This is a genomic window from Sorangium sp. So ce145 (genome assembly GCF_051525985.1).
GTDB lineage: Bacteria > Myxococcota_A > Polyangia > Polyangiales > Polyangiaceae > Sorangium > Sorangium cellulosum_B.
In genome coordinates this window covers 3,689,148-3,708,168 of sequence record NZ_CP150315.1, presented here as the reverse complement: position 1 = coordinate 3,708,168, position 19,021 = coordinate 3,689,148, and the positions used below count along the sequence as shown (strand labels likewise).

At 72.0% G+C, this 19,021-nt stretch carries 17 protein-coding genes; 6 read left to right on the top strand and 11 right to left on the bottom strand.

The window, feature by feature from the left end; all coding sequences use genetic code 11:
- Nucleotide 1: 1 nt before the first annotated feature.
- Nucleotides 2-2,650: a methylmalonyl-CoA mutase gene (scpA, locus tag WMF34_RS14170; RefSeq protein ID WP_012235348.1), complete on the bottom strand. Its 2,649-nt coding sequence runs from the start codon at nucleotides 2,648-2,650 to the stop codon at nucleotides 2-4.
- A complete protein-coding gene (locus tag WMF34_RS14165) occupies nucleotides 2,643-3,095 on the bottom strand; it encodes a VOC family protein (RefSeq protein WP_437993606.1) in 453 nt (150 codons plus the stop codon). Before WMF34_RS14165 ends, scpA begins: the two co-directional genes overlap by 8 nt.
- Nucleotides 3,096-3,309: 214 nt before the next feature.
- On the opposite strand from WMF34_RS14165, the gene WMF34_RS14160 reads away from it, so the two are divergent.
- Entirely contained in the window at nucleotides 3,310-4,173 is an 864-nt protein-coding gene (locus tag WMF34_RS14160; protein ID WP_012235346.1) for a PAS domain-containing protein, read from the top strand.
- An 18-nt stretch (nucleotides 4,174-4,191) separates the two neighbouring features.
- Here WMF34_RS14160 and WMF34_RS14155 read toward each other — a convergent pair whose 3' ends face one another.
- The gene (locus WMF34_RS14155; protein ID WP_437993605.1) at nucleotides 4,192-5,691 is read right to left on the bottom strand and encodes a M14 family metallopeptidase; all 1,500 of its coding nucleotides are present in this window, start codon (nucleotides 5,689-5,691) and stop codon (nucleotides 4,192-4,194) included.
- A 530-nt stretch (nucleotides 5,692-6,221) separates the two neighbouring features.
- On the opposite strand from WMF34_RS14155, the gene WMF34_RS14150 reads away from it, so the two are divergent.
- Nucleotides 6,222-6,539, top strand: coding sequence for a hypothetical protein (locus WMF34_RS14150; RefSeq protein ID WP_049876258.1), 318 nt, complete (start codon nucleotides 6,222-6,224; stop codon nucleotides 6,537-6,539).
- Nucleotides 6,540-6,701: 162 nt separating this feature from the next.
- The gene (locus tag WMF34_RS14145) at nucleotides 6,702-7,511 is read left to right on the top strand and encodes a class I SAM-dependent methyltransferase (protein WP_012235343.1); all 810 of its coding nucleotides are present in this window, start codon (nucleotides 6,702-6,704) and stop codon (nucleotides 7,509-7,511) included.
- 114 nt (nucleotides 7,512-7,625) lie between these two features.
- On the opposite strand, the gene rnk is transcribed toward WMF34_RS14145, so the two are convergent.
- From rnk to WMF34_RS14130, 3 genes are all read right to left on the bottom strand, one after another.
- The gene (gene rnk / locus WMF34_RS14140) at nucleotides 7,626-8,048 is read right to left on the bottom strand and encodes a nucleoside diphosphate kinase regulator (RefSeq protein WP_012235342.1); all 423 of its coding nucleotides are present in this window, start codon (nucleotides 8,046-8,048) and stop codon (nucleotides 7,626-7,628) included.
- Nucleotides 8,049-9,271: 1,223 nt separating this feature from the next.
- Entirely contained in the window at nucleotides 9,272-9,475 is a 204-nt protein-coding gene (locus WMF34_RS14135) for a hypothetical protein (protein ID WP_437993604.1), read from the bottom strand.
- Nucleotides 9,476-9,655: 180 nt separating this feature from the next.
- On the bottom strand, nucleotides 9,656-10,195 hold the full coding sequence (locus WMF34_RS14130) for an LEA type 2 family protein (RefSeq protein ID WP_437993603.1): 540 nt from the start codon (nucleotides 10,193-10,195) through the stop codon (nucleotides 9,656-9,658).
- A 450-nt stretch (nucleotides 10,196-10,645) separates the two neighbouring features.
- Here WMF34_RS14130 and WMF34_RS14125 point away from each other — a divergent pair, with 450 nt between their 5' ends.
- Nucleotides 10,646-11,224 (top strand): CBS domain-containing protein, encoded by a 579-nt coding sequence (locus tag WMF34_RS14125; protein WP_437993602.1) that lies wholly within the window; start codon nucleotides 10,646-10,648, stop codon nucleotides 11,222-11,224.
- Between the two features lie 26 nt (nucleotides 11,225-11,250).
- On the opposite strand, the gene WMF34_RS14120 is transcribed toward WMF34_RS14125, so the two are convergent.
- Both WMF34_RS14120 and WMF34_RS14115 read right to left on the bottom strand, forming a co-directional pair.
- Nucleotides 11,251-11,760 (bottom strand): hypothetical protein, encoded by a 510-nt coding sequence (locus tag WMF34_RS14120; RefSeq protein WP_437993601.1) that lies wholly within the window; start codon nucleotides 11,758-11,760, stop codon nucleotides 11,251-11,253.
- A 326-nt stretch (nucleotides 11,761-12,086) separates the two neighbouring features.
- Nucleotides 12,087-12,632 (bottom strand): DUF4123 domain-containing protein, encoded by a 546-nt coding sequence (locus tag WMF34_RS14115; RefSeq protein WP_437993600.1) that lies wholly within the window; start codon nucleotides 12,630-12,632, stop codon nucleotides 12,087-12,089.
- A gap of 56 nt (nucleotides 12,633-12,688) precedes the next feature.
- Between WMF34_RS14115 and WMF34_RS14110 the strand changes: the two genes are divergently transcribed.
- The gene (locus WMF34_RS14110; RefSeq protein WP_437993599.1) at nucleotides 12,689-13,246 is read left to right on the top strand and encodes a hypothetical protein; all 558 of its coding nucleotides are present in this window, start codon (nucleotides 12,689-12,691) and stop codon (nucleotides 13,244-13,246) included.
- 64 nt (nucleotides 13,247-13,310) lie between these two features.
- Nucleotides 13,311-15,677 carry a DUF2169 domain-containing protein gene (locus WMF34_RS14105; protein WP_437993598.1) on the top strand — a complete coding sequence of 789 codons (2,367 nt, stop codon included), beginning with the start codon at nucleotides 13,311-13,313 and terminating at the stop codon, nucleotides 15,675-15,677.
- An 18-nt stretch (nucleotides 15,678-15,695) separates the two neighbouring features.
- On the opposite strand, the gene WMF34_RS14100 is transcribed toward WMF34_RS14105, so the two are convergent.
- Genes WMF34_RS14100 through WMF34_RS14090 form a run of 3 tightly spaced genes read right to left on the bottom strand, consistent with a single transcriptional unit; the run spans nucleotide 15,696 to nucleotide 18,917 of the window.
- On the bottom strand, nucleotides 15,696-16,520 hold the full coding sequence (locus WMF34_RS14100) for a DUF4123 domain-containing protein (RefSeq protein WP_437993597.1): 825 nt from the start codon (nucleotides 16,518-16,520) through the stop codon (nucleotides 15,696-15,698).
- Between the two features lie 14 nt (nucleotides 16,521-16,534).
- Nucleotides 16,535-16,891, bottom strand: coding sequence for a PAAR domain-containing protein (locus WMF34_RS14095; protein ID WP_012235334.1), 357 nt, complete (start codon nucleotides 16,889-16,891; stop codon nucleotides 16,535-16,537).
- 19 nt (nucleotides 16,892-16,910) lie between these two features.
- Nucleotides 16,911-18,917 (bottom strand): type VI secretion system Vgr family protein, encoded by a 2,007-nt coding sequence (locus tag WMF34_RS14090; protein ID WP_437993596.1) that lies wholly within the window; start codon nucleotides 18,915-18,917, stop codon nucleotides 16,911-16,913.
- Between the last annotated feature and the right edge of the window lie 104 nt (nucleotides 18,918-19,021).

The following is a 19,021-nucleotide window of genomic DNA, read 5'->3' as shown; positions in this document are numbered from 1 at the left end:
CCTAGCGCGCCTCCTGCGACGAGAGGCCCCCGAGGAGCGTCCGGACGATCCGCGCCGCGGCCTCGGGGATGACCGTCCCTGGCCCGAAGATCCCCGCGACGCCGCGCTCCTCCAGATACGGGTAGTCCTGCGGCGGGATCACGCCGCCCGCCACCACGAGGATGTCCCCGCGGCCGGCCTGCCCGAGCGCGTCGATGAGCTGCGGCACCAGCGTCTTGTGGCCGCCGGCGAGCGAGGAGACCCCGACCACGTGCACGTCGTTCTCGACGGCGTGGCGCGCCACCTCGTCCGGGGTCTGGAAGAGCGGGCCGATATCGACGTCGAACCCGAGATCCGCGAAGGCGGTGGCGATGACCTTCATCCCCCGGTCGTGCCCGTCTTGACCCATCTTGGCGACCAGGATGCGCGGGCGCCGGCCCTCGAGGGCCGCGAACTCGCGGACGAGCGCCTCCACCTCGCGGCCGGCGCCCGCATCGCGGATCTCCGCGCCGTACACGCCGCTCACCGTGCGCACCGGGGCCTCGTAGCGGCCGAAGACGCGCTCGAGCGCGCCGGAGATCTCGCCGAGCGTCGCGCGGCGGCGCGCGGCGTCGACGGCGAGCGAAAGCAGGTTCCCCTCGCCCGTCTCGGCAGCGCGGGTGAGCGCGGCGAGCGACTCGCCGACAGCGGCCTCCGCGCGGGCGGCCTTCACCTCGCGCAGCCGCGCGAGCTGGTTCTCGCGAACCGCGGTGTTGTCCACCTCGCGGAGCGCGATCGGCGCCTCTCTCTCCAGCCTGTACGCGTTGACCCCGACGATGACGTCGCGGCCCGCGTCGATCCGGGCCTGCTTCCGGGCCGCGGCCTCCTCGATGCGCAGCTTGGGCAGGCCGTTCTCGATGGCCTTGACCATGCCGCCCAGGGACTCCACCTCCTGGATGAACTGCCACGCTCTCCGCGCGAGCCGGTCCGTCAGGCGCTCGACGTGGTAGGAGCCGCCCCACGGGTCGATGACCCGGCAGACATCGGTCTCCCGCTGCAAGAAGAGCTGGGTGTCGCGCGCGATCTTCGCCGAGAAGTCCGAGGGGAGCGCCAGCGCCTCGTCCAGGGCGTTCGTGTGCAGCGACTGCGTGCCGCCGAGCACGGCCGCGAGCGCCTCGATGGCCGTGCGCGTGACGTTGTTGAACGGGTCCTGCTCGGTGAGGCTCCAGCCCGACGTCTGGCAGTGGGTCCTGAGCGCCATCGTCTTCGGGTTCTTCGGGTGGAACCCCTTCACGATCTTCGCCCACAGGAGCCGCGCGGCCCGCAGCTTGGCGATCTCGGTGAAATGGTCCATGCCGATGCCGAAGAAGAACGAGAACCGCCCGGCGAAATCGTCGATATCCATGCCCGACGCGATCCCTGTGCGCAGGTACTCGAGGCCGTCGGCGAGCGTGTACGCGAGCTCCAGCTCGGCGGTCGCGCCGGCCTCCTGCATGTGATAGCCGCTGATGCTGATCGAGTTGAACCTGGGTGTCTTCTCGGCGGTGTAACGGAAGATGTCGGCGACGATCCTCATCGACGGCGCCGGAGGGTAGATATAGGTGTTCCGGACCATGAACTCCTTGAGGATGTCGTTCTGGATGGTCCCGGAGAGCAGCTCGGGGCGCACGCCCTGCTCCTCGGCGGCGACGATGTAGAACGCCATGATGGGGAGCACGGCGCCGTTCATGGTCATCGACACGCTCATCGTATCGAGCGGTATCTGGTCGAAGAGGATCTTCATGTCCTCGACGGTGTCGATGGCCACGCCGGCCTTCCCCACGTCGCCGACCACGCGCGGGTGATCCGAGTCGTAGCCGCGGTGGGTCGCGAGGTCGAAGGCCACCGAGAGCCCGGTCTGCCCGGCGGCCAGGTTGCGGCGGTAGAACGCGTTCGACTCCTCGGCCGTGGAGTACCCGGCGTACTGGCGGACGGTCCACGGGCGGACCACGTACATGCTTGTATACGGCCCGCGCAGGAACGGCGGCGCGCCGGCGGAGAAGCCGAGGTGCTCGAGCGACGCGACGTCCGCCGGGGCCACGCCCGGCTCCGGGATCTCCGTCGTGTCGCCGAGCTGCCGCAGCGCCGCGCGCGCGAGGCTCCGCGCGAGCTGCTCGATGGTCCAGGAGCCGGCCGCAGGGCTGTCTCGCGCGTCGAAGCGGGCCTCCTCGCGGAGGATGACCCGGGCGTTGCCGAGCAGCCGCTCGGGCGGCGTGACGACGATGTCGTCCGCGCCGCCCGCGATGGCCGCCATCATCCCGACGATGCCGCGGAGGAGGTTCTTGTGCTCCTCGTCGCCAGGGACCGCGGCCGACGGGACGACAGCGGTGATCGTGGCGCCCGGCCGCAGGCGCTCGGCCAGGAGGCGCGCGGCGCGGAGGCGGGCGATCTCCAGGAAATAGCTGCATCCCATCGTGAAGCGCAGCTCCGGCGCGCCGCTCCCGAGCTCTGTGACCAGCGACGCCACGAGCGGGCCACCCGCGGCCGGCGGGAGCGGGGGGCTGTCCGGCGCGAAGATCGGCGGCACGAGGAGCCCCTCGGCGCTCGCCCAGGAGAGGTCGTCCGCGGTCTTGCCCTTGAGATCGCGGTGGAGCGCCTGCTTCCACGTCGCGAGCGCGACCGGCGCGAACTCGGCGAAGAGCCTGTCATCCATGGGACTGCACGACCTCGATGAGGTGACCGAACGGCGCGTCATCGCGCGATCGGGGGTGCACGAAGAAGATCGTCGTGCCCCGGGAGCCCGGCCGCGGCGCCGCGTCGATGATGCGGAAGCCGCGCGCCTTGAGCTCGTCGAAGGCGGCCTGGACGTCGCTGACCCGGTAGGCGACGTGGGCGAAGCCCCCGCGACCGCCGTTCTTCTCGATGAGCTTCTGGACGGGAGACTCGGGAGAGAGCGGCTCGAGGAGCTGGACGTGGTTGTCGCTGTCGCCGATGCGGAGCATCACCTCGCGGACCTGATCCGCGCCCCGCACCTCCTCCCGGTGCACCTCGCGGAAGCCGAGCATCTCGTACGCATTCACCTGCGCGTCGAGCTGCCCGGCGGGCACCGCCATGGCGATGTGGTCGATGAACAGAAACCCGGGAATCTGGTCTTTCATGGGCTCTCGTTGGGTCGGGAGGCCGGTCGGGGCTGCAGGGGCCGGCCGTGTCGAGGGGGGCGCCATGCGCGCAGCTTGCGCCGCGGAGCGGGGCGGCGGCAAGAGCCGCGCGACGCGCGACCGGGCTGCGGGCGTGGGCCGGCGTCGTTATAGACTCGCGACGACGCGCGAGAGCGCGAGCGCGCCCGGGGCAACACAGGGGGGAGCGTGCGACATGCAGGGACGGGATCACGACGAGCTCGTCGCGGAACTCGAGCGGCTGCGCCTGCGCGTGAGCGAGCTCGAGAAGGACAGGAGCCGTCGCGACGCGGGGGTGGAACGGCTCGAAGACTACGTGCGACTCCTGACGAGCTACATGCCGGCGGCGGTCGCGCTGTTCGACCGCGACATGCGTTACCTGCTGACGAGCAGGCGCTGGCTCGATGACTATGGCCTCTCGCCGCGCGAGATCATCGGTCTCTCGCACTACGAGGTCTTCCCCGAGATCCCCCAGCGATGGAAGGACATCCATGCGCGCTGTCTCGCGGGGGCGAGCGAGCGCCACGAGGAGGACCCGTTCCAGCGGGCCGACGGGCGCATCGAGTGGGTGCGCTGGCAGGTCTTCCCGTGGCACGACGAGCGCGGCGAGATCGGCGGGATCATGATGTTCACCGAGGTCATCACCAAGCAGAAGGAGCTCCAGGATCGGCTGCGCGTGCAGTCTGCCGCCCTTCGCGAGCTCTCGACGCCGATCATCCCGATCTGCGACGAGGTGCTGGTCCTGCCGCTCATCGGCACGCTGGACGAGCGCCGCTCGCAGCAGCTGGCGGAGGCGCTCCTCGACAAGATCGCCGACAAGGGAGCGCAGTGTTGCATCGTCGACCTCACGGGCGTCTCCGCCTTCGATACGCGGGCAGCGAGCGCGCTCGCGCGGATCGCCCAGGCGGTGCGGCTGCTCGGCGTCGAGGTGGTGTTGACGGGCATCCGGCCCGAGGTCGCTCAGGCGCTGATCGGCCTGGAGGTGGAGCTCAGCAGCATCGTCACGCGCCGCGACCTCTCGCACGGGATCGCGTTCGCGATGGCGACCAGGAAGCCCTGACCGCCCGGCCCCTCGGGCTCACCGGACCCGCCACGCCGGGTGCTCGTCCCCGAGGGCGGGCGCCTCCACCAGGCCGTTCTCGACCGCCCCGTCGTCGCTCTCCGGCTCGCACAGGTACACGGCGATCGCGCCCAGCGGCTGCTCGGTGTCGACCCGGAACCAGCCCTCGGGGGCCCGCCGAGCCTCCTCGCGCCACCGCACCGACACCTCGCCGACCCGGGCCGCCTCCAGGATTGCCCGTCCCCCCTCGGCGCCGAGCGACGCCACCCGGGCGACCTCGACGTCGTGGACGCCCCCTGCCGGCTCGACGCGGAGCCCGTGCCGGCGCAGGGCCTCGGCGATCGCCGGCGGCACGAGGTACGCCCGCGGCCGATCCACCACCGTGGTCCCGACGAACCGCGCGTGGTGCGGGATCCGCAGGGTGACCGGCTCGCCGTCGAACGCCCGCGGGCTGCGCGTCGGGATGTCGATCGGGGTCCCGGTCGGCTCGAGGCGGTACCGGACCGCGACGCGCTCCGGCGGCCGGGCGCTCGCGGCCACGACCTCGCGGACCGCGTCTGCGTGGGCGGCGACCCAGGAGAGGGCCTCGATCTGCCACGCCGAGGCGGTCTGGACGCGCTCCTCGAACGGGAGATAGCTAGTGCACTCGAGCAGCAGGTCGAGCCGCCCCGTGAGCCCGCGGTAGTTCGAGCCGAACCGCGGGTGATGCGGGTAGGTCATCCAGCCGAGGCCGACGGGCGCCGCCGGGTCGACCTCGCCGTCCGCGTCGAGGACCCGCTCGTCCTCGACGAAGTTGCCGTACCAGCCGCTCTCGAAGCCGCGCCGCCGGACCGCGGCGATCACGTCGGGGACCAGGCGGTCGCGCACCATCGCGATCGGCTCCGGGCGGCCGGACTCGATGGTGTGCGGCACGTCGACCGTCATGTGGAACCGGTGCACCGACCCGTTGGTCGCGTGGTTGTCGATCGTGAGATCGGGCGCCCAGGGGATGCACACGCGCTGCTGGAGCAGGCGCATCTCGGGCGCGGCCTGGCGGAGGTAGTCGCGGTTCAGGTTGATGCCCTGGCTCTGGGTGCGGGTGCCCACGACGGGACCTGGCTGGCCGGTGAGCTTCCTGAGGTCGAGGCGGCGGTTCCGCGGATCGAGCGCGTCGTTGCCATCCGCGTTGAACAGCGGAACGACGAGGAGCACGAGCGCGTCGAGCCAGTCGGGGTGGCGGCCGTCGAGCAGATCGCGGACGAGCGCGAGGCTGGCCTCCTTGCCCTCCACCTCACCGGGGTGGATCCCGTCGAGCATCAGCACCACGGGGCGCCCCGCACGGCGGGCCTCGTCCGGGGATCGCAGGCCGTCCTTGGACAGCACGAGCAGCGGCAGCTCCCGCCCGCCCGGGCTGGTCCCGAAGGTGGTCACGTGCAGGCGCGGGTCGTTGCGGCCTTCGAGCGCGCGGACGAACCGCATGACGTCGGCGTGCAGGGAGGTCTCCCGGAATCCGGTGGCTTCGGCGCGGGTGAGCAGCATGGGCCCGATCTCTACCCCGCCGCCCGCGGGAGGGGGCAGCGATCGGCGGCGACGGCGCGACGACGGCCCGCCCCGCCGGAAGAGCCCGCGCGTGGGGTGGTGTGGCGGGTGCGGTGGACGAAGCGACGGAGTCCGCGTCCAGGCTGGTCAGATCGACAGGACAGGATGCGACCCGAAACCATGGAAGGCGCGGCAGGCACGTCAGACACGCATGTCTTCCCGTCGCCACGGTCGCCGGCGCGCGCGGTCGGCGCTCGGTGCCCAACGCGGCGCATGCGGTGACGCGGCGACGCGGCGACGCGGCAACGCGGCAACGCGAAGACAAGGCGCTCAAAGAACGGATTGTCATTTTGGCAGGATGAGCCATTGTACAGGTGGCGGACGTGTCAGCTTTGGCAGAGCGGCGCCAGAAGCACCGCGATCCATGCGCTGGTTCCAGCGGATGGCTGCTGGCACGAGGCTCGCATTCGCAGGAGTGTCACAGGGACGCTGGCAGCGAGCGGGCGCTCGCGAACGAGGCAGGTAGCACCATGTTGAAGATCCTCCGGAAGTTGAATGAAGGGAGCCTCCTCCAGCGCACAATGATGCATATCGCGGTGCTCGTCGCCGGTTCTGCGAGCGTCGTTGCGCTGACCAGCGTGCTGCTGGTGTCGACCGCGAGGACCGTGCTGCCGCGCCACGATGCGACCGAGGCCGACGCCGACAAGGCGGATGACGAGCAGGGCGCGGACTCGGACGCTGATCCGGGCACGTCGGAGGCGGCGGCGAGCCCCGCTGGCCCGAGAGGCGTGCCGAAGGCGCTGGCGCAGGCGCGCATGGCGAACCGGCGCGAGAGCACGGCGCGGTGATCACCGCATCACCTCATCACGGCATCTCCCTCGCGCAAACGCGCGGTTGAACGCGCGGTTGTCGTCGCCTCGCCCCGAGGGCGTGAGCGCCGGCCAAGGGAACGCCGCGCCAGGACGCCTGCGCTGGATCCGCTCGGCGCACACGTGGTAGCACCGTCGCCGATGACCCAGCCCCCGAGCCCCCTCGCCACCCCTGTCGCGTGGAACATGGTCGCCGACGACTACGCGGCCGACATCGTCCCTCACTTCGAGAAGTATGCCGCAGACGCGCTCCGGCTCGCCGGCGTCGGCCCGGGCGCCCGCGTGCTCGACGTGGCCGCCGGGCCAGGCACCCTGTCCCTCCTCGCCGCCGGGGAGGCGCGCGTGACCGCGATCGATTTCGCGCCCGCGATGGTGGAGCAGCTGCGCGAGCGCGCCGCGCGCGCGGGGCTCGCGGTGGAAGCGCGCGTCGGCGACGGCATGGCGCTGCCCTTCGAGGACGGGTCCTTCGATGCCGCCTTCTCGATGTTCGGGCTGATGTTCTTCCCCGACCGCGACCGCGGCTTCCGCGAGCTCCTCCGGGTGCTGCGGCCCGGCGGCCGCGCCGTCGTCGGGAGCTGGGCGCCGATGGACAGGACGCCCATCCTGGCCGAGCTCTTCTCGGGGATCGGCGCCGAGCTGCCCGGGCTGCCCTTCGGCGAGGGCAAGGCGCCGCTCGGGGATCCGGACGAGTTCCGCGCCGAGATGGAAGCTGCCGGGTTCCGAGACGTCTCGGTGCGCGAGGTGGAGCACTCCCGCGAGTCACCCTCGACCGAGGAGTTCTGGCGCTCGGTTTGCCGGACGAACGCGCCGCTCGTGCTGCTGCGGGACAAGCTGGGCGACGAGCGCTGGGAAGCGTTCGGCAAGGCGATCCTCGGCAGGCTGCAGGCGCGGTTCGGCGACGGTCCTCAGCAGCTCTCGATGACCGCCCTCCTGGGCGTCGGCTCGCGGTAGCGACGCCACGAGCGCCCGGCGGAGGCGGAGGCCCGCGCTGCGATGAGCAGCGTCGGGCCTCTCGCGTTCAAGGCGCACGATGCGCCGGCGAGGTCGGCCGCTCACGCCGAAGGCTCACAGATCGAAGCGACCCGACGCCTCGGGCTGATAGGCGATGCGCTCGATCCGGAGCCGCCGGGTGCGGCTCGGCGTGGGCCACTCCACCTCGTCGGCCTCTCGACATCCGAGCAGCGCGAGCCCCATCGGCGCGAGCACCGAGATGCGGCCGCTCTTCACGTCGGCGTTCCCGGGAAACACCACGGTCACGCAGAGCCGCTCCTCTGTGTCGAGATCGACGAGCTCGACCCTGGAGTTCATGGTGACCACGTTCGGCGGGATGTCCGCCGGCTTCACGACGTCGGCGCGCTCGATCTCGATCTCGAGCGCCTCCAGGTTCGGGGAGTCTCCCCCGGGCCGCGCGCGCAGCGCCTCGAGCAGCCGCGCGAGGCGATCGCGGTCAAATTCGGTGAGGACGATGGGGTTCGAGTGAGGTGCCATGAGCTGGGATCTCCTTGTGTCGTCAGTGCGATCCGGGCTCGGCCGAAGGTCCGCGCCGGCGAGCTGGACGGCGTGAGTGCTCGCCCAGGTCGCCGGCTCAGGCGCCCTCGACGCCAGGCCCGCTTCCTTCCGGGAGCGGCCGGCGAAAAACGCCGGAAGGCCGCTCCCCTACGAGCGTGCGGGCGACCTCCGGCAGAGGAGCCGGGATCGCAGGGGAATGAGCGCGCTACGCGCGCCGCGGCAAGGCCACGAACGCGACGCGACGGGGTGCAGGCAGGCGCTCATTCCATGGGCATGGTAACACGACGGTCCCCCCCAGCGCCATGACAAGGGGAGGCGCGCCCGGGAAGCGGTCCTCATTTGCCGTTGGGGTCCCCCCCCGACCTTGCATCACCCCCAGGCGGGCTCGGCCATCGACCGGGCTGGTGCCCTGCGAGGTCGATGGCCTCGGCGCCCCAGCCCTAGACTAGCGATCACGTTGTTCGAGCGAGTGATAGACCGCCACTACCAAGGGCGCCAAGATAAGATTCTCTTCTTGGCGCTCTTGGGGTCTTGGCGGTTCGAAATTCTGCGCTGTTCATGCAATTTCAACCCATCGCTCCAGTGGACTGTTCGCTAAGCTTGTTCAACATCATCACGCGGCATCCCGCTCAACCAGCGGTGCGTCTTCTGCCGCGCCCAGGACCACCCGAACGGGTGAGCGTGGAGCCGGCGAGGCGCAGGCGCCTGAAGAAGGACGCGGCGAGCGCGGCGTACACGGCGCGGGGCGCTGGAGCGGTGAGCGCCGAGCCCGTTTTGTAGCCGGCATCACTCGTAGCGACATGCCGGGGGCGTGCGAAGCAGGGCGCCGGGCAAGTTGGACATGGCCCGGTGCCTGCTCGACCAGACACCTGCCCATGTCCGACATGCCCGGGGGCGTCACCGAGCAGGCGCCCGCCCATGTCCGACATGCCCGGGGGCGTCACCGAGCAGGCGCCCGCCCATGTCCGACATGCCCGGGGGCGTCACCGAGCAGGCGCCCGCCCATGTCCGACATGCCCGGGGGCGTCACCGAGCAGGCGCCCGCCCATGTCCGAGCGCTGGAGCAGCGCGCGCGCCAGGAACAGCCGGCTCCGCTCGCCGTGCGAGAACTGCCGGCCGCGCAGCAGCACGACGGCCGCGCAGCAGCACGAGCCCCGACGACGGCGCGTGAAGGCCGCTGAGCACGGCCGCGAGCGTCGATTTCACGAGCGTCCCCCGCGCGAGGTACGGCGCGGCGAGCGCGACCGCCGCCGCGACCAGCGACAGAGCGACAGCCACGCGCCGCCCGGGTAGAGCCAGACGGCGCCGAGGAGCGTCGCGGCGAACGACAGCGCCGCGCGCGCGATGCGGGCGAAGAGCGCCGGGGCCTCGCGCATCAGGTGCATCGCGTGGCCCCGCGCTGTCATGTCCGAGGTCGGCCGGCCGGCTGCGCTGGTACTCGACGGTGACGCTCTTCACCGCGTCGAACAGCCCGCGGAGGACGACCACGTCGATCGCCGCGATGGCCGCGCTCGCCGCGAGCGCCACCCCGACGAGCACGCGCGCCCCGCCCGCGTCGGCCCAGCAGCCTCCGGCCGCGGCGGGTGTTATCGCAGGATGCCGAGGGCGGTCTCGATCTGGTTGCGGGCGACGACGCCGTGATCGTCGATCGAGTAGTCGTCGGCCTCGAGCCGGAAGGTGCGCGTCGCGGTGACGTCCGCCCGGCCGCTGAAGCGGTACGGGATGACGGGCGACGAGAGCGTCTCGCGGAGCAGCTGGAAGCCGAGATCGACGGGGACGCTGACGGGGACGCGGACCTGGGTCGTGCGGTCGGAAGCGAGCCATACGCCGTCGCCGTCGGCCCGGAAGTCGACCGCCAGCGGGTAGCGGCCGGCGAGCACGACCTGACCGCGCACCGCGCGGACAGCGACGTCGTACGAGTTCGGGTTGTGGACGTTGACGACGATCGTCATGAGGATGCCGAGGCTCGGCGGGAAGCCGATGCGGATCCCTGTGATCTCGGCGTGGTCGAGCTGCATCGTCGGCTTGCTGACGCACGCGGCGCCGGCGATCGCCGTCAGCGCTGCGAGCGCGAGCGCGAGCGCGGGCAGGCGGCGCAGGGGGGTGGTCTTCCGGGGAAACGGCACGAGCGCGAGCTTAACCGCGCAGGGCCGCGCCGTCACCTCGCGGCGTGGCGGGGCGGGCGCGGCGAACGGCGGCGCGCGAACGGCGGCACGCGAACGGCGGGCCGCGGCGCTCCGCTCGCGCCGGCGACGCCGTGAAGCCGTCCACGAGCCCCAGGGGGATGGGGAACACCGGCAGGCCGAGATCGCGGACGTCCAGTCGCCCGAAGACGGGTACGTCGACGACCCCCATGCTCGGGCGTCGCTCCAGAGCAGCGAGCAGGCGAGCGCGCATGTCGCGAGAGCTCGGATCACGACGGGAGGTCGCGTGCAGTGCGGCTGTCGCACGATACGTGCTCGGCAGCCAGGGCCACGCCACGCATCCACGACCGGCTGGTGTCCATCGCGGCCAAAGACGATGTCTGACTCCACCCCTCGGAGGCTCCCGCCGCCGAGCGCCTTTATCATCTTGTCGTGTCGCGTCGTGTCGCGTCGTGCCGCGTCGCGCGCCTCGGAGAGGTCCTCGACGACGTCTACGGGCCGGCGGATGGGGCCGCTCGCGCGCCCGGCGAGCTCGACATCATCGGAGGACCAGCTGGTCCGGAAGTTGCTTCGAACGTGCATATGATGCCGCTACCCAAGATCTGCGCCGCCGAGCTCATGACCGAGAACCCCCGGACCGTGCGGGTCGACGACCCCATCGGCGAGGCGGTGAACGTGCTCCAGACGATGGACTTCCGCCACGTGCCCGTCGTCGACGAGCAAGGTGAGCTGGTCGGGATGCTCAGCGACCGCGACCTGCGCGCGCTCCAGTCGCCCTACGCCGAGGACACCGCGGTGGTCGGGGCAGCGCCGCGGAAGGCCAGCGCGCCGGTGTCCACGATCATGAGCGGCAATGTCGTGAGCGCCAGTCCGGACGCGGACGTGACCGAGCTCATGGAGCTCATGCTCGACAACAAGATCGGCGCGCTCCCGATCATCGACGGAGAAGGCGCGCTGGTCGGCATCGTCAGCTACGTGGACATCTTTCGCGGGCTCCTCATGGAGGAGTGAGCGCCGCTTCAGGGAGGCGGGCCGGGCTATCGTGGCTGACCTACCAGCAGGCCGATGACGGGGAACGACAGCAGGACCGAGACGGAAATTCCCATCATCCAACGCAACCATCGCTTCTCCGGATGATGGACCCAGTAAGACAGCAGCAGCGACAGAGACAGAGACTGCAGGAGAACCTCTGGAAGCCCCCTGAGGTGGACCCATGTCGGCAACGTTGTATAGACCATCCCCTCGATGGATCCCGGAGCCGGTCCGAACGTGCCAAGGATGCCTATCACCGCCAGGGCGATCCACATCACCAGCCACCCGCTCCTCTTCCCGAAGAGCGGCTCGCGCAGCAGATAGAAGACCCCCCCGAACATCACTCCTCGGAGGGGCTGAAAGAGCGGTCCCGCCATCACCCAGGGATCGCTCGTCGGCCGCATCAGGAGGTTCAGGCTGGACTCCGCGAAGAACCGTGTATAATCGAGCAGCGAAGATGCCAGAAGACCCACGATGGTGTAGGTGACAGCGTGGGTCACGGCCGTCTTGACCACGAGCTCGAGAAGCGTTGGTCGCGCTGGACTCACGATGTGCTCCCTGTGAAACGCGATCGTGCTGCAGGCCACGTGCCAGCGATCGCCCTGGGCACGTCAGGCCACGCCGGGGCGACGCGACCCCATCCGTCCGGAGCGCGCTGGCCTGGGATCCGTGTCCACCTCCAGGCCCGTGCAACCCGCGCGCGGACGTCCCGCCGGGCTTCATCGCGAGCTGGCAAGGTGGCGTCGCCGAGGATCCGCAGCGGGGCTCGTGGGCAGCGACCTGCAGTTCTTGCGTCGACGCGAACGACACGCGCAGAGAGCAACAGGGCCGCGCTTCGGATTCACGCCGGCGCGGCCGCGCGGAGGTCGACCACGGAGCGCGCGAGCTCGGGCCCGGCGCGCCGGAACACGACGAGCTCCCCGGCGTCTTCGCCCTCGACCGCGTAGCGGAGGACAGGACCGAACACCTCGCCGAGCTCGCCAGCGCTACACGTGGGCAGGTAGGTGCGCAATACCCGCGGGTCGTAGTAGCGAAAGAACATGGCCGCTCCGTCCGGACCCAGGACGCGGAGCAGCCGGCGCAGGTGCCGCCGCACCGTCTCGAGGGGAGACGGCGTGGCGAGGAAGATACCCCAGCTCTTCCCCCACCCGAGCCGGAGCAGGCGTCGCGTGAGCTCGCCCGATCGCTGGAGCCTCACCAAGTAGGGCGCCACCTGGGCCAGCTCCGGGCCCAGGTCGCCCGCGAGGAGGCAGCAGTGCGGCAGGTCCGAGGAGCGCACCGAACCGGAGATCGCCGTGTCGCGCGCGCCGTCGAGGACGGCGTAGACCAGATCCGCCTCCGCGCCCCAGAGGTGCTGAACGATTCGATCGAGCGCGGCGTCATCCATCCATCACCTCGCGGCGGGGCCGCCCGGCGCGGCCCCGGGCATGATAACCTGCCTCCGTGCTGCGGCTGCGGTTGAACGAGCGCTTTCTCGACCTTGTCTCGCCGGAGGGCGGCGGGCCCGCGAGGCCGGGCGAGGAGCGGTGGATCGCTCTCTTCTGGTCGTGGGAAGAGCCGCCCCCGGGCGATCGCGTGCCGCTTCGCGGAGATGGGCTCGCGGCGCGGCGCACCATCGCCTCGCTCGGCGCGCGCGCCGAGATCCTGCACGAGCTGCGGCGGTTCCTCCGCGAGGATCAGCCCTGGCTCTCGATATCGCCGGACGATCGCGAGGTGATCGACCTCCTCGCGGCCGCGCTCGCGGCGGGACGGGTGCACGTCGCGGAGGCCCCGGACCAGGGTGGCTCCGGGAAGGACCTGGGCCAGCCCGCGCCCTCGCCCGCCGCGGAGGTCCCGGCCCAGCGCCCGCGCGCCGCCGCAGCGCCGGCGGAGGAGCCCGACGACGCGCAGGAGGAGCCGTGCTGGCCGTGCCTGCAGCGGGCCGCCGCCTCGGCCCAGGCGTTCCGGGACGCGGCCGCGGCGGGGCTCGCGTTCATCGCGGACAGCCCGCGCGCCCCCTGACGGCGCGGAGCGCCTCGCCTGATCGAATCCGATCGGCCGGAGTGGTGGTACCGTCGGCCCACCTATGGACGTCGTCTCCGACGGGCCGCTCCCCGTCGCCTCGCTCCTCTGGCAAGTGCGCTCCTTGACCTGGGTGCTCACCGTCGTCTGCAAGGCGACGTTCACGCTCGCGCCGGGCGAGTCGCCGCTCGCGCCCGCGCAGGAGCCGATCCGCGAGCGCGACGCGCACCTGGACGACGACCCCGCGCGCAGCCTCATCGAGGCGAGCGATCTCGCGCCGCTGAAGCAGGGCGCCGATGTCGTCCTCGTCGGCCACGCCCACGCGCCCGGCGGCAGCCCCGCGCGGTCGCTGATCGCGCGGATGGCGGTGGGCGAGATCGACAAACCCATTCAGGTGTTCTGCGATCGCCTGTTCACCCAGGAGGGCGAGCTCCAGGAAGGAGCGCACTTCACGACGATGCCGCTCGCCTACGAGCGCGCCGCGGGCGGGCCGGACACGGACAACCCTGCGGGCATCCATCGCGAGGCGCGCGACGCCCGCGGCAGGGCCGCCGTCCCGAACCTCCTCCCCGTGGATCGGGTCGTGACCAGCCCGGACGACCCCATCGCGGCGGTGGGCTTCGGGCCCATCGCCCCCACCTGGCCTTTGCGGCACCGCAGGCTCGGCAGACACGCGGCGGCCTGGTCGTCGGGAGCGCTCCTCTCGAGCCCGCTGCCGGAGGATCTCGATCGCACCTTCTTCAACGTCGCTCCGCTCGATCAGCGCCTGCTGCAGCTCCGCGAGGACGAGCAGATCGTGCTCGAGAACCTCCATCCTCGCCACCCGCGCCTCGTCACCAGCCTTCCCGGCGTCCGCCCGCGGGCGACCGTCACCGGCCGCGCCGGCGGGCCGCGCGATCTCGCCATGCGCTGCGACACGCTCGTGATCGACACCGATCGCCTCCTCTGCACGCTGACCTGGCGAGGCCAGCTCCCGCTCGCGAGCCCCAAGGAGTCAGGGCAGATCCGCGTCTCGCTGGAGCGGCCCGCGCGGCAGGCGCCCGCCGAGGCACCCACCCCCTCGGCGCCGGGACCCCAGCCCCCGCCGCGGGTGGCCCCGGCCGCGCCCAGGGTGAAGCCGCCCTCCCTCGACCCGTCGAAGCAGACCGTCGACATGCCGGCGAAGTCGCTCGACGTCGTGCAGGCGTCGATCATGCCCTTTCGCGCGGGACCGCCCGCGCCGCCTCCTCCCGAGGCGCCCGCTCCGCGGCCGGCCGAGCCGCCCGGTGTCCGGCCGACGCCGAGCTCGACCGAGGGCCAGACGAGCGATCTGACCGAGGAGGCGACGAAGGTGCCTCTCCCCTTCGTCGCCCCGTCCTCGGCGCCGCCCCCCGCGGCCGCATCGAACACCCCTCCTCCGAACACCCCTCTTCCGAACACCCCTCCTCCGAACACCCCTTCTCCGATCCCTGCCCCGCCGATCGCGATGGCCTCGCCCGGCGAGCCGGTGAGCCCCTGGGCGGCCGGCGCTCCGCTGCCCGGGTCGAGCGCCATGGGCATGATCCCGCACGCGCCGGCGGCGCCGCAGACCATCGGCGCGATGCTCGCGGGCACAGGCGGGGCAGCGGACGCCGGCGCCGCGCTCGCGCCAGCGCAGCGGGACGCGCTGACGCTCGTCTGGTTCGATCGGAAGAGCGTGCCGCGCATCGTCCGCAAGCCGGCCTGGCAGCGCCTGCTCGACGCCATGGAGGCCGAGCCCATCGACCCGGAGGTGGACGATCCGGCCCTCTCCGACGAGCCCGCCGAGATCGAGGATCGGGCGCAGGTCTTCGAGATCCTCGATCGCGGCGCGGCCGCCGACGTCGCGGGCGTGCACGGGGCGCTCGCGCGCGCCGCCGGCAAGCGCGGCATGCCGGTGCCGCCCCTCGAGCTGGTCGAGGGCGAGCTCTCGCTGTCCTTCGACGAAGTGGAGACGCTGAAGGCGCTGGTCTCCACGGCGACGCCGCTCGCGACAGGCGACGACGCGCTCGCGGCGGCGCTCGGTGCCGCCGAGAAATTCCTCGCCACGCCGGGCGTCTCGACGGCGCCCGCCGTCGCCGAGGCGCTGTGCGGGAAGATCCGCGAGGCGCTCGGCCACGGCAAGAAGGGCCGGGTGGAGCTCGCGAACGAGCAGGTGGAGCGCGCGCTGCTGGAGCAGCGGCACTACCAGAAGCGCAAGGTGCTGGGCGGGCCGCACCTTCGCGGCCTGCTGCGCGTCACGGGAGAGACGCAGCCGCTCGTCATCTACCTTCCGGCCTCGATCGCCGAGGCGCTGCCGCTCGCGGCGCGCTTCCGAGCGCGGGTGATCGCGGCGGTGCACCCGGCGATGGACGAGCGGGAGGCGGAGCCTGTGGCGCTCCAGGCGGCGGCGCTGGGGCGCGTGGTGCAGGTCAGGCAGCGGCGCGCATCATGAGGATCCGGACAGGCGCCGTCACGCCCCCCCGAGCCGCAGCACCTCGCCCGTCTCACCCTCGATGACGAACCCGCCGATCTCCGTCCCCAGGATCTCGCTCCGCTGCCGCGCCGAGCACGACGGCAGGAACAACCGGAGCACCCGCGGATCGTAGAACCGGAAATAGAGCCCCTTCCCCGTCTCCTCGTCCCTCACCATCAGCGACCGCCGCAACCTCTGGCGCACCTCTCGAAGAGGCCTCCGCCCGGTCAGGTAGACTCCCCAGCTCTCGCCCCACCCCTCGTTCACGAGCACCGGCAAGAGCGCCGACCCCTTCTCGATCCTCACCAGGTGCGGCGCCGCCCGGGCCATCGCCTCGCCCGCGACGCCCTCGAAGAGCGAGCGATTCTCGTCCTCGCAGGCGCGCAGCAGCGTGAGGATGCGCCGCTCGCGGGCGGCGTCGAGGAGGGCGAAGAGCGGCTCCGGCTCGCTCTGCAGCGCCTCCAGCCCGACCGCCCGCGCGGCGAGCAGCTCCCGTGACGGCGGCGGGCGCGGCAGCGCAGGCGGGAGATCGGCGCCCAGATCGTCGGGCACGAGCCGCAGCAGGAAGCGGGTTTGCCCCGCGACGACGAGGGCGCCGTCGCCGATCGTGGCCTCGGCGACCGCCTTGCCGTCGACCTGCGTCCCCCGGCGGCTCCGATCGACGAGCCGGCACGCGGCGCCGTCCCACGCGATCTCGAAGTGGACCGGCGCCATCTGCTCGTCCTGCGAGATCACGATGTCCGCCCGCCCGAGGCGCCCCACGCGCAGCGCCTCGCCGGCCTGGAGGCGCACGCGCCGCCCGGCGAGCAGACCTGATGTCACATGGAGCAGCGCCTTCACCCGGCGCCGTCCATCCGGCAGCTCTCGCAATCGAGGAACGGAGTCCCCGACACGGACGCGGCGAGCAACGCGTCGATGGTGGGGGTCGAGCCGATGTTCACCGTCGGACACCCCGTCACGATCGCGCCCTTCGGCGCCGTCTCGTCGCCGAGACGCGCGGCCATGGCGCCCTCGATGAACACGGTCGCCGAGCCCTGGACGATCGCGGCGCTGGCCGGGCACGCGGCGCGATCGCCGACCCGCGCCGCGGGCAGAAAGCCGATGTTCACCGTCCTGGCCGACGAGACGATGGGCGTGGGCCCAGGGTGGGTCTGGCAGGTGTGCAGATCGGTGAGGCGCGCGGCGGCGGGCATGATCTCGCTCCTCCTCGTCTCAGGGAGACGGCGTGTCCTTGGGGTGCGCCTCTTCGGCCTCGAGCGGCGCCGCCGGGTTCGCGCCCTGGCCGGCGCCCGGCGCGCCGCCGCTGTTGATGTTGACGATGGATCCCACGATGTCGACGCCCCCCGGGTGGATGTCGATGAAGCCTCCAGGCCCCTTGATGGTGAGCCGCTGCCCGGCCTCGAGCACCAGGGTCGCGCCCGCCTTGATGTGGATCTGCTTGCCGGCCTCGAGCGCGTGGTTCGCGCCCACGCGCTCGTCCCGGTTCACCGCGACCGTGAGCGACACCGAGCCGTCGACGGCCGTTCGCTGGTCCAGCTTCACGTGCACGTGGTCGCCCCCGTGGACGAGCTGCTTTCGCGCGCCCTTCACGACCACGTGCTCGTCGCCTCCCACGGTGCTCCGCTTGTGGCGCGCGGTGCGCTCGACCTCATCGCGCTTGACGAGCTGGTTCCTGTCGCGCTGCGCCTGCATGTAGACGAGCTCCTGGCCCGCCTGGTCATCGAACTTGATCTCGTTGTAACCCGCGCCGCCGGGCGACGAGCTGCTCTTCCAGGTGCTCACCGTCTTGTGATCCGGCAGCTTGTACGGAACGAGCTCTCGGCCGTTGAAGGCGCGCCCGGCCACGATCGGGAGATCTGGATCGCCGTCGAGGAAGGCCACCAGCACCTCCTGGCCGACGCGTGGGAGCATGAACATCCCGAACCCGGCTCCCGCCCAGCCCTGGCTCACGCGCATCCAGCAGGAGCTGTTGTCGTCGAGCTTGCCCTCGCGATCCCACGGGAACTGCACGCGCACCCGCCCGAACTCGTCGGTGTGGATCTCGGCGCCCGGCGGCCCCACCACGGTCGCGCTCTGCAGCCCGGGCGCGACCGGCCTGGGCGTCTTGCGCGCCGGCCGGTACGGGACCTTGGGATCCGCGAAGAGCGCGCGCCCGCGCACGCTCCACGGCTCGCCGAGCGAGGCCACGATCTCGAGCTCGGCCACCAAGAGCGGCCCTTGTCCGAACTCCGGGTGCGGGTGCTGATCGACGGCGAAGACCCGGCCGGGGTAGAGGTCGATCACGTTGGCCTCGAAGAGCACGGCGCGCTTGTCGGCGCGCATCGCCGCGAGGACCCGCGTCGAGAGATCGGCGCCGTGCTTCGGATCGTGGCGGTAAACGCCCTTGGCGTCGCCGACGGGCGCGCCGCCCCCGGCGCCCGCGGCGAGAAACGCGCCGGGCTCGTAGCGGTACTGCTCGTACTTCGCCTCGGGCGCGGGCGCCGGGGGCGCCTCGCCGGTGAGCGCGAACGAGGGCTTGCGGAAGTCGTGGCCGCGGAGCGTGCTCGCGCCGGGCCGGACCTCGTGGCCGAGCCGCACCCGGGTGACGAACTCGCGCTCGGCGGTCTCGATGGGGTTGTCGACGTACGGCAGCGGCGGCCCCGGCCTCAGCGGCTCCGCCTCGAGCTTGTCGCTCAGGGTGAGCCTGGTGTCCGCCCCGCGGTCGGGGAAGGTGTAGGCGATGCCCGCCTCCTCGAGGAGCCGGGAGAGAAAGGCGTGATCACTCTCGCCGTGCTGGACCTTGTACTCGAGCCTGGGATACGCGCCGCGATCGATCTTCCACGCCGGCTCGATCGCCCACTCGCCGAGGAGCGCGTCGACGATGTCGGGGATGGAGAGGTGCTGGTAGATGCGGTGGCCCCGGCGCTGGGTGAGCAGCCAGAGGCGCGGCACGATGCGGAGGTAGTACGTCGAGAGCCCCGTCGGCTCGGCCTGCACCTGCTCCACGTGGCTGCACACGCCTTGCCAGAGCCTGCTGCTCAGCCAGTGGAGGTGCGCGGCGTCGGGCTGGATCTGGAGCGACGCGCTCTGGCCGACGAGCGACTCCAGCTCGAGATCCGAGAGCCTGGACCGGGCCCACACCGAGACGGCGAAGAGCTCGGAGACAGCCTCCTGGACCACGACACGGCGCACGGAGAGCGAGGCCTCCCCGGACTGGAACGAGAGCTCGAAGATCGACATTCGGATCGGTCCTGGGTGCGAGCGCCGCCGCGGGAGGCTGCGGAGAGCGGATGGTAGCCCACCTCGGAAAAGAACGGGGGCGTGGCGACCAGGAGCATCGCGTC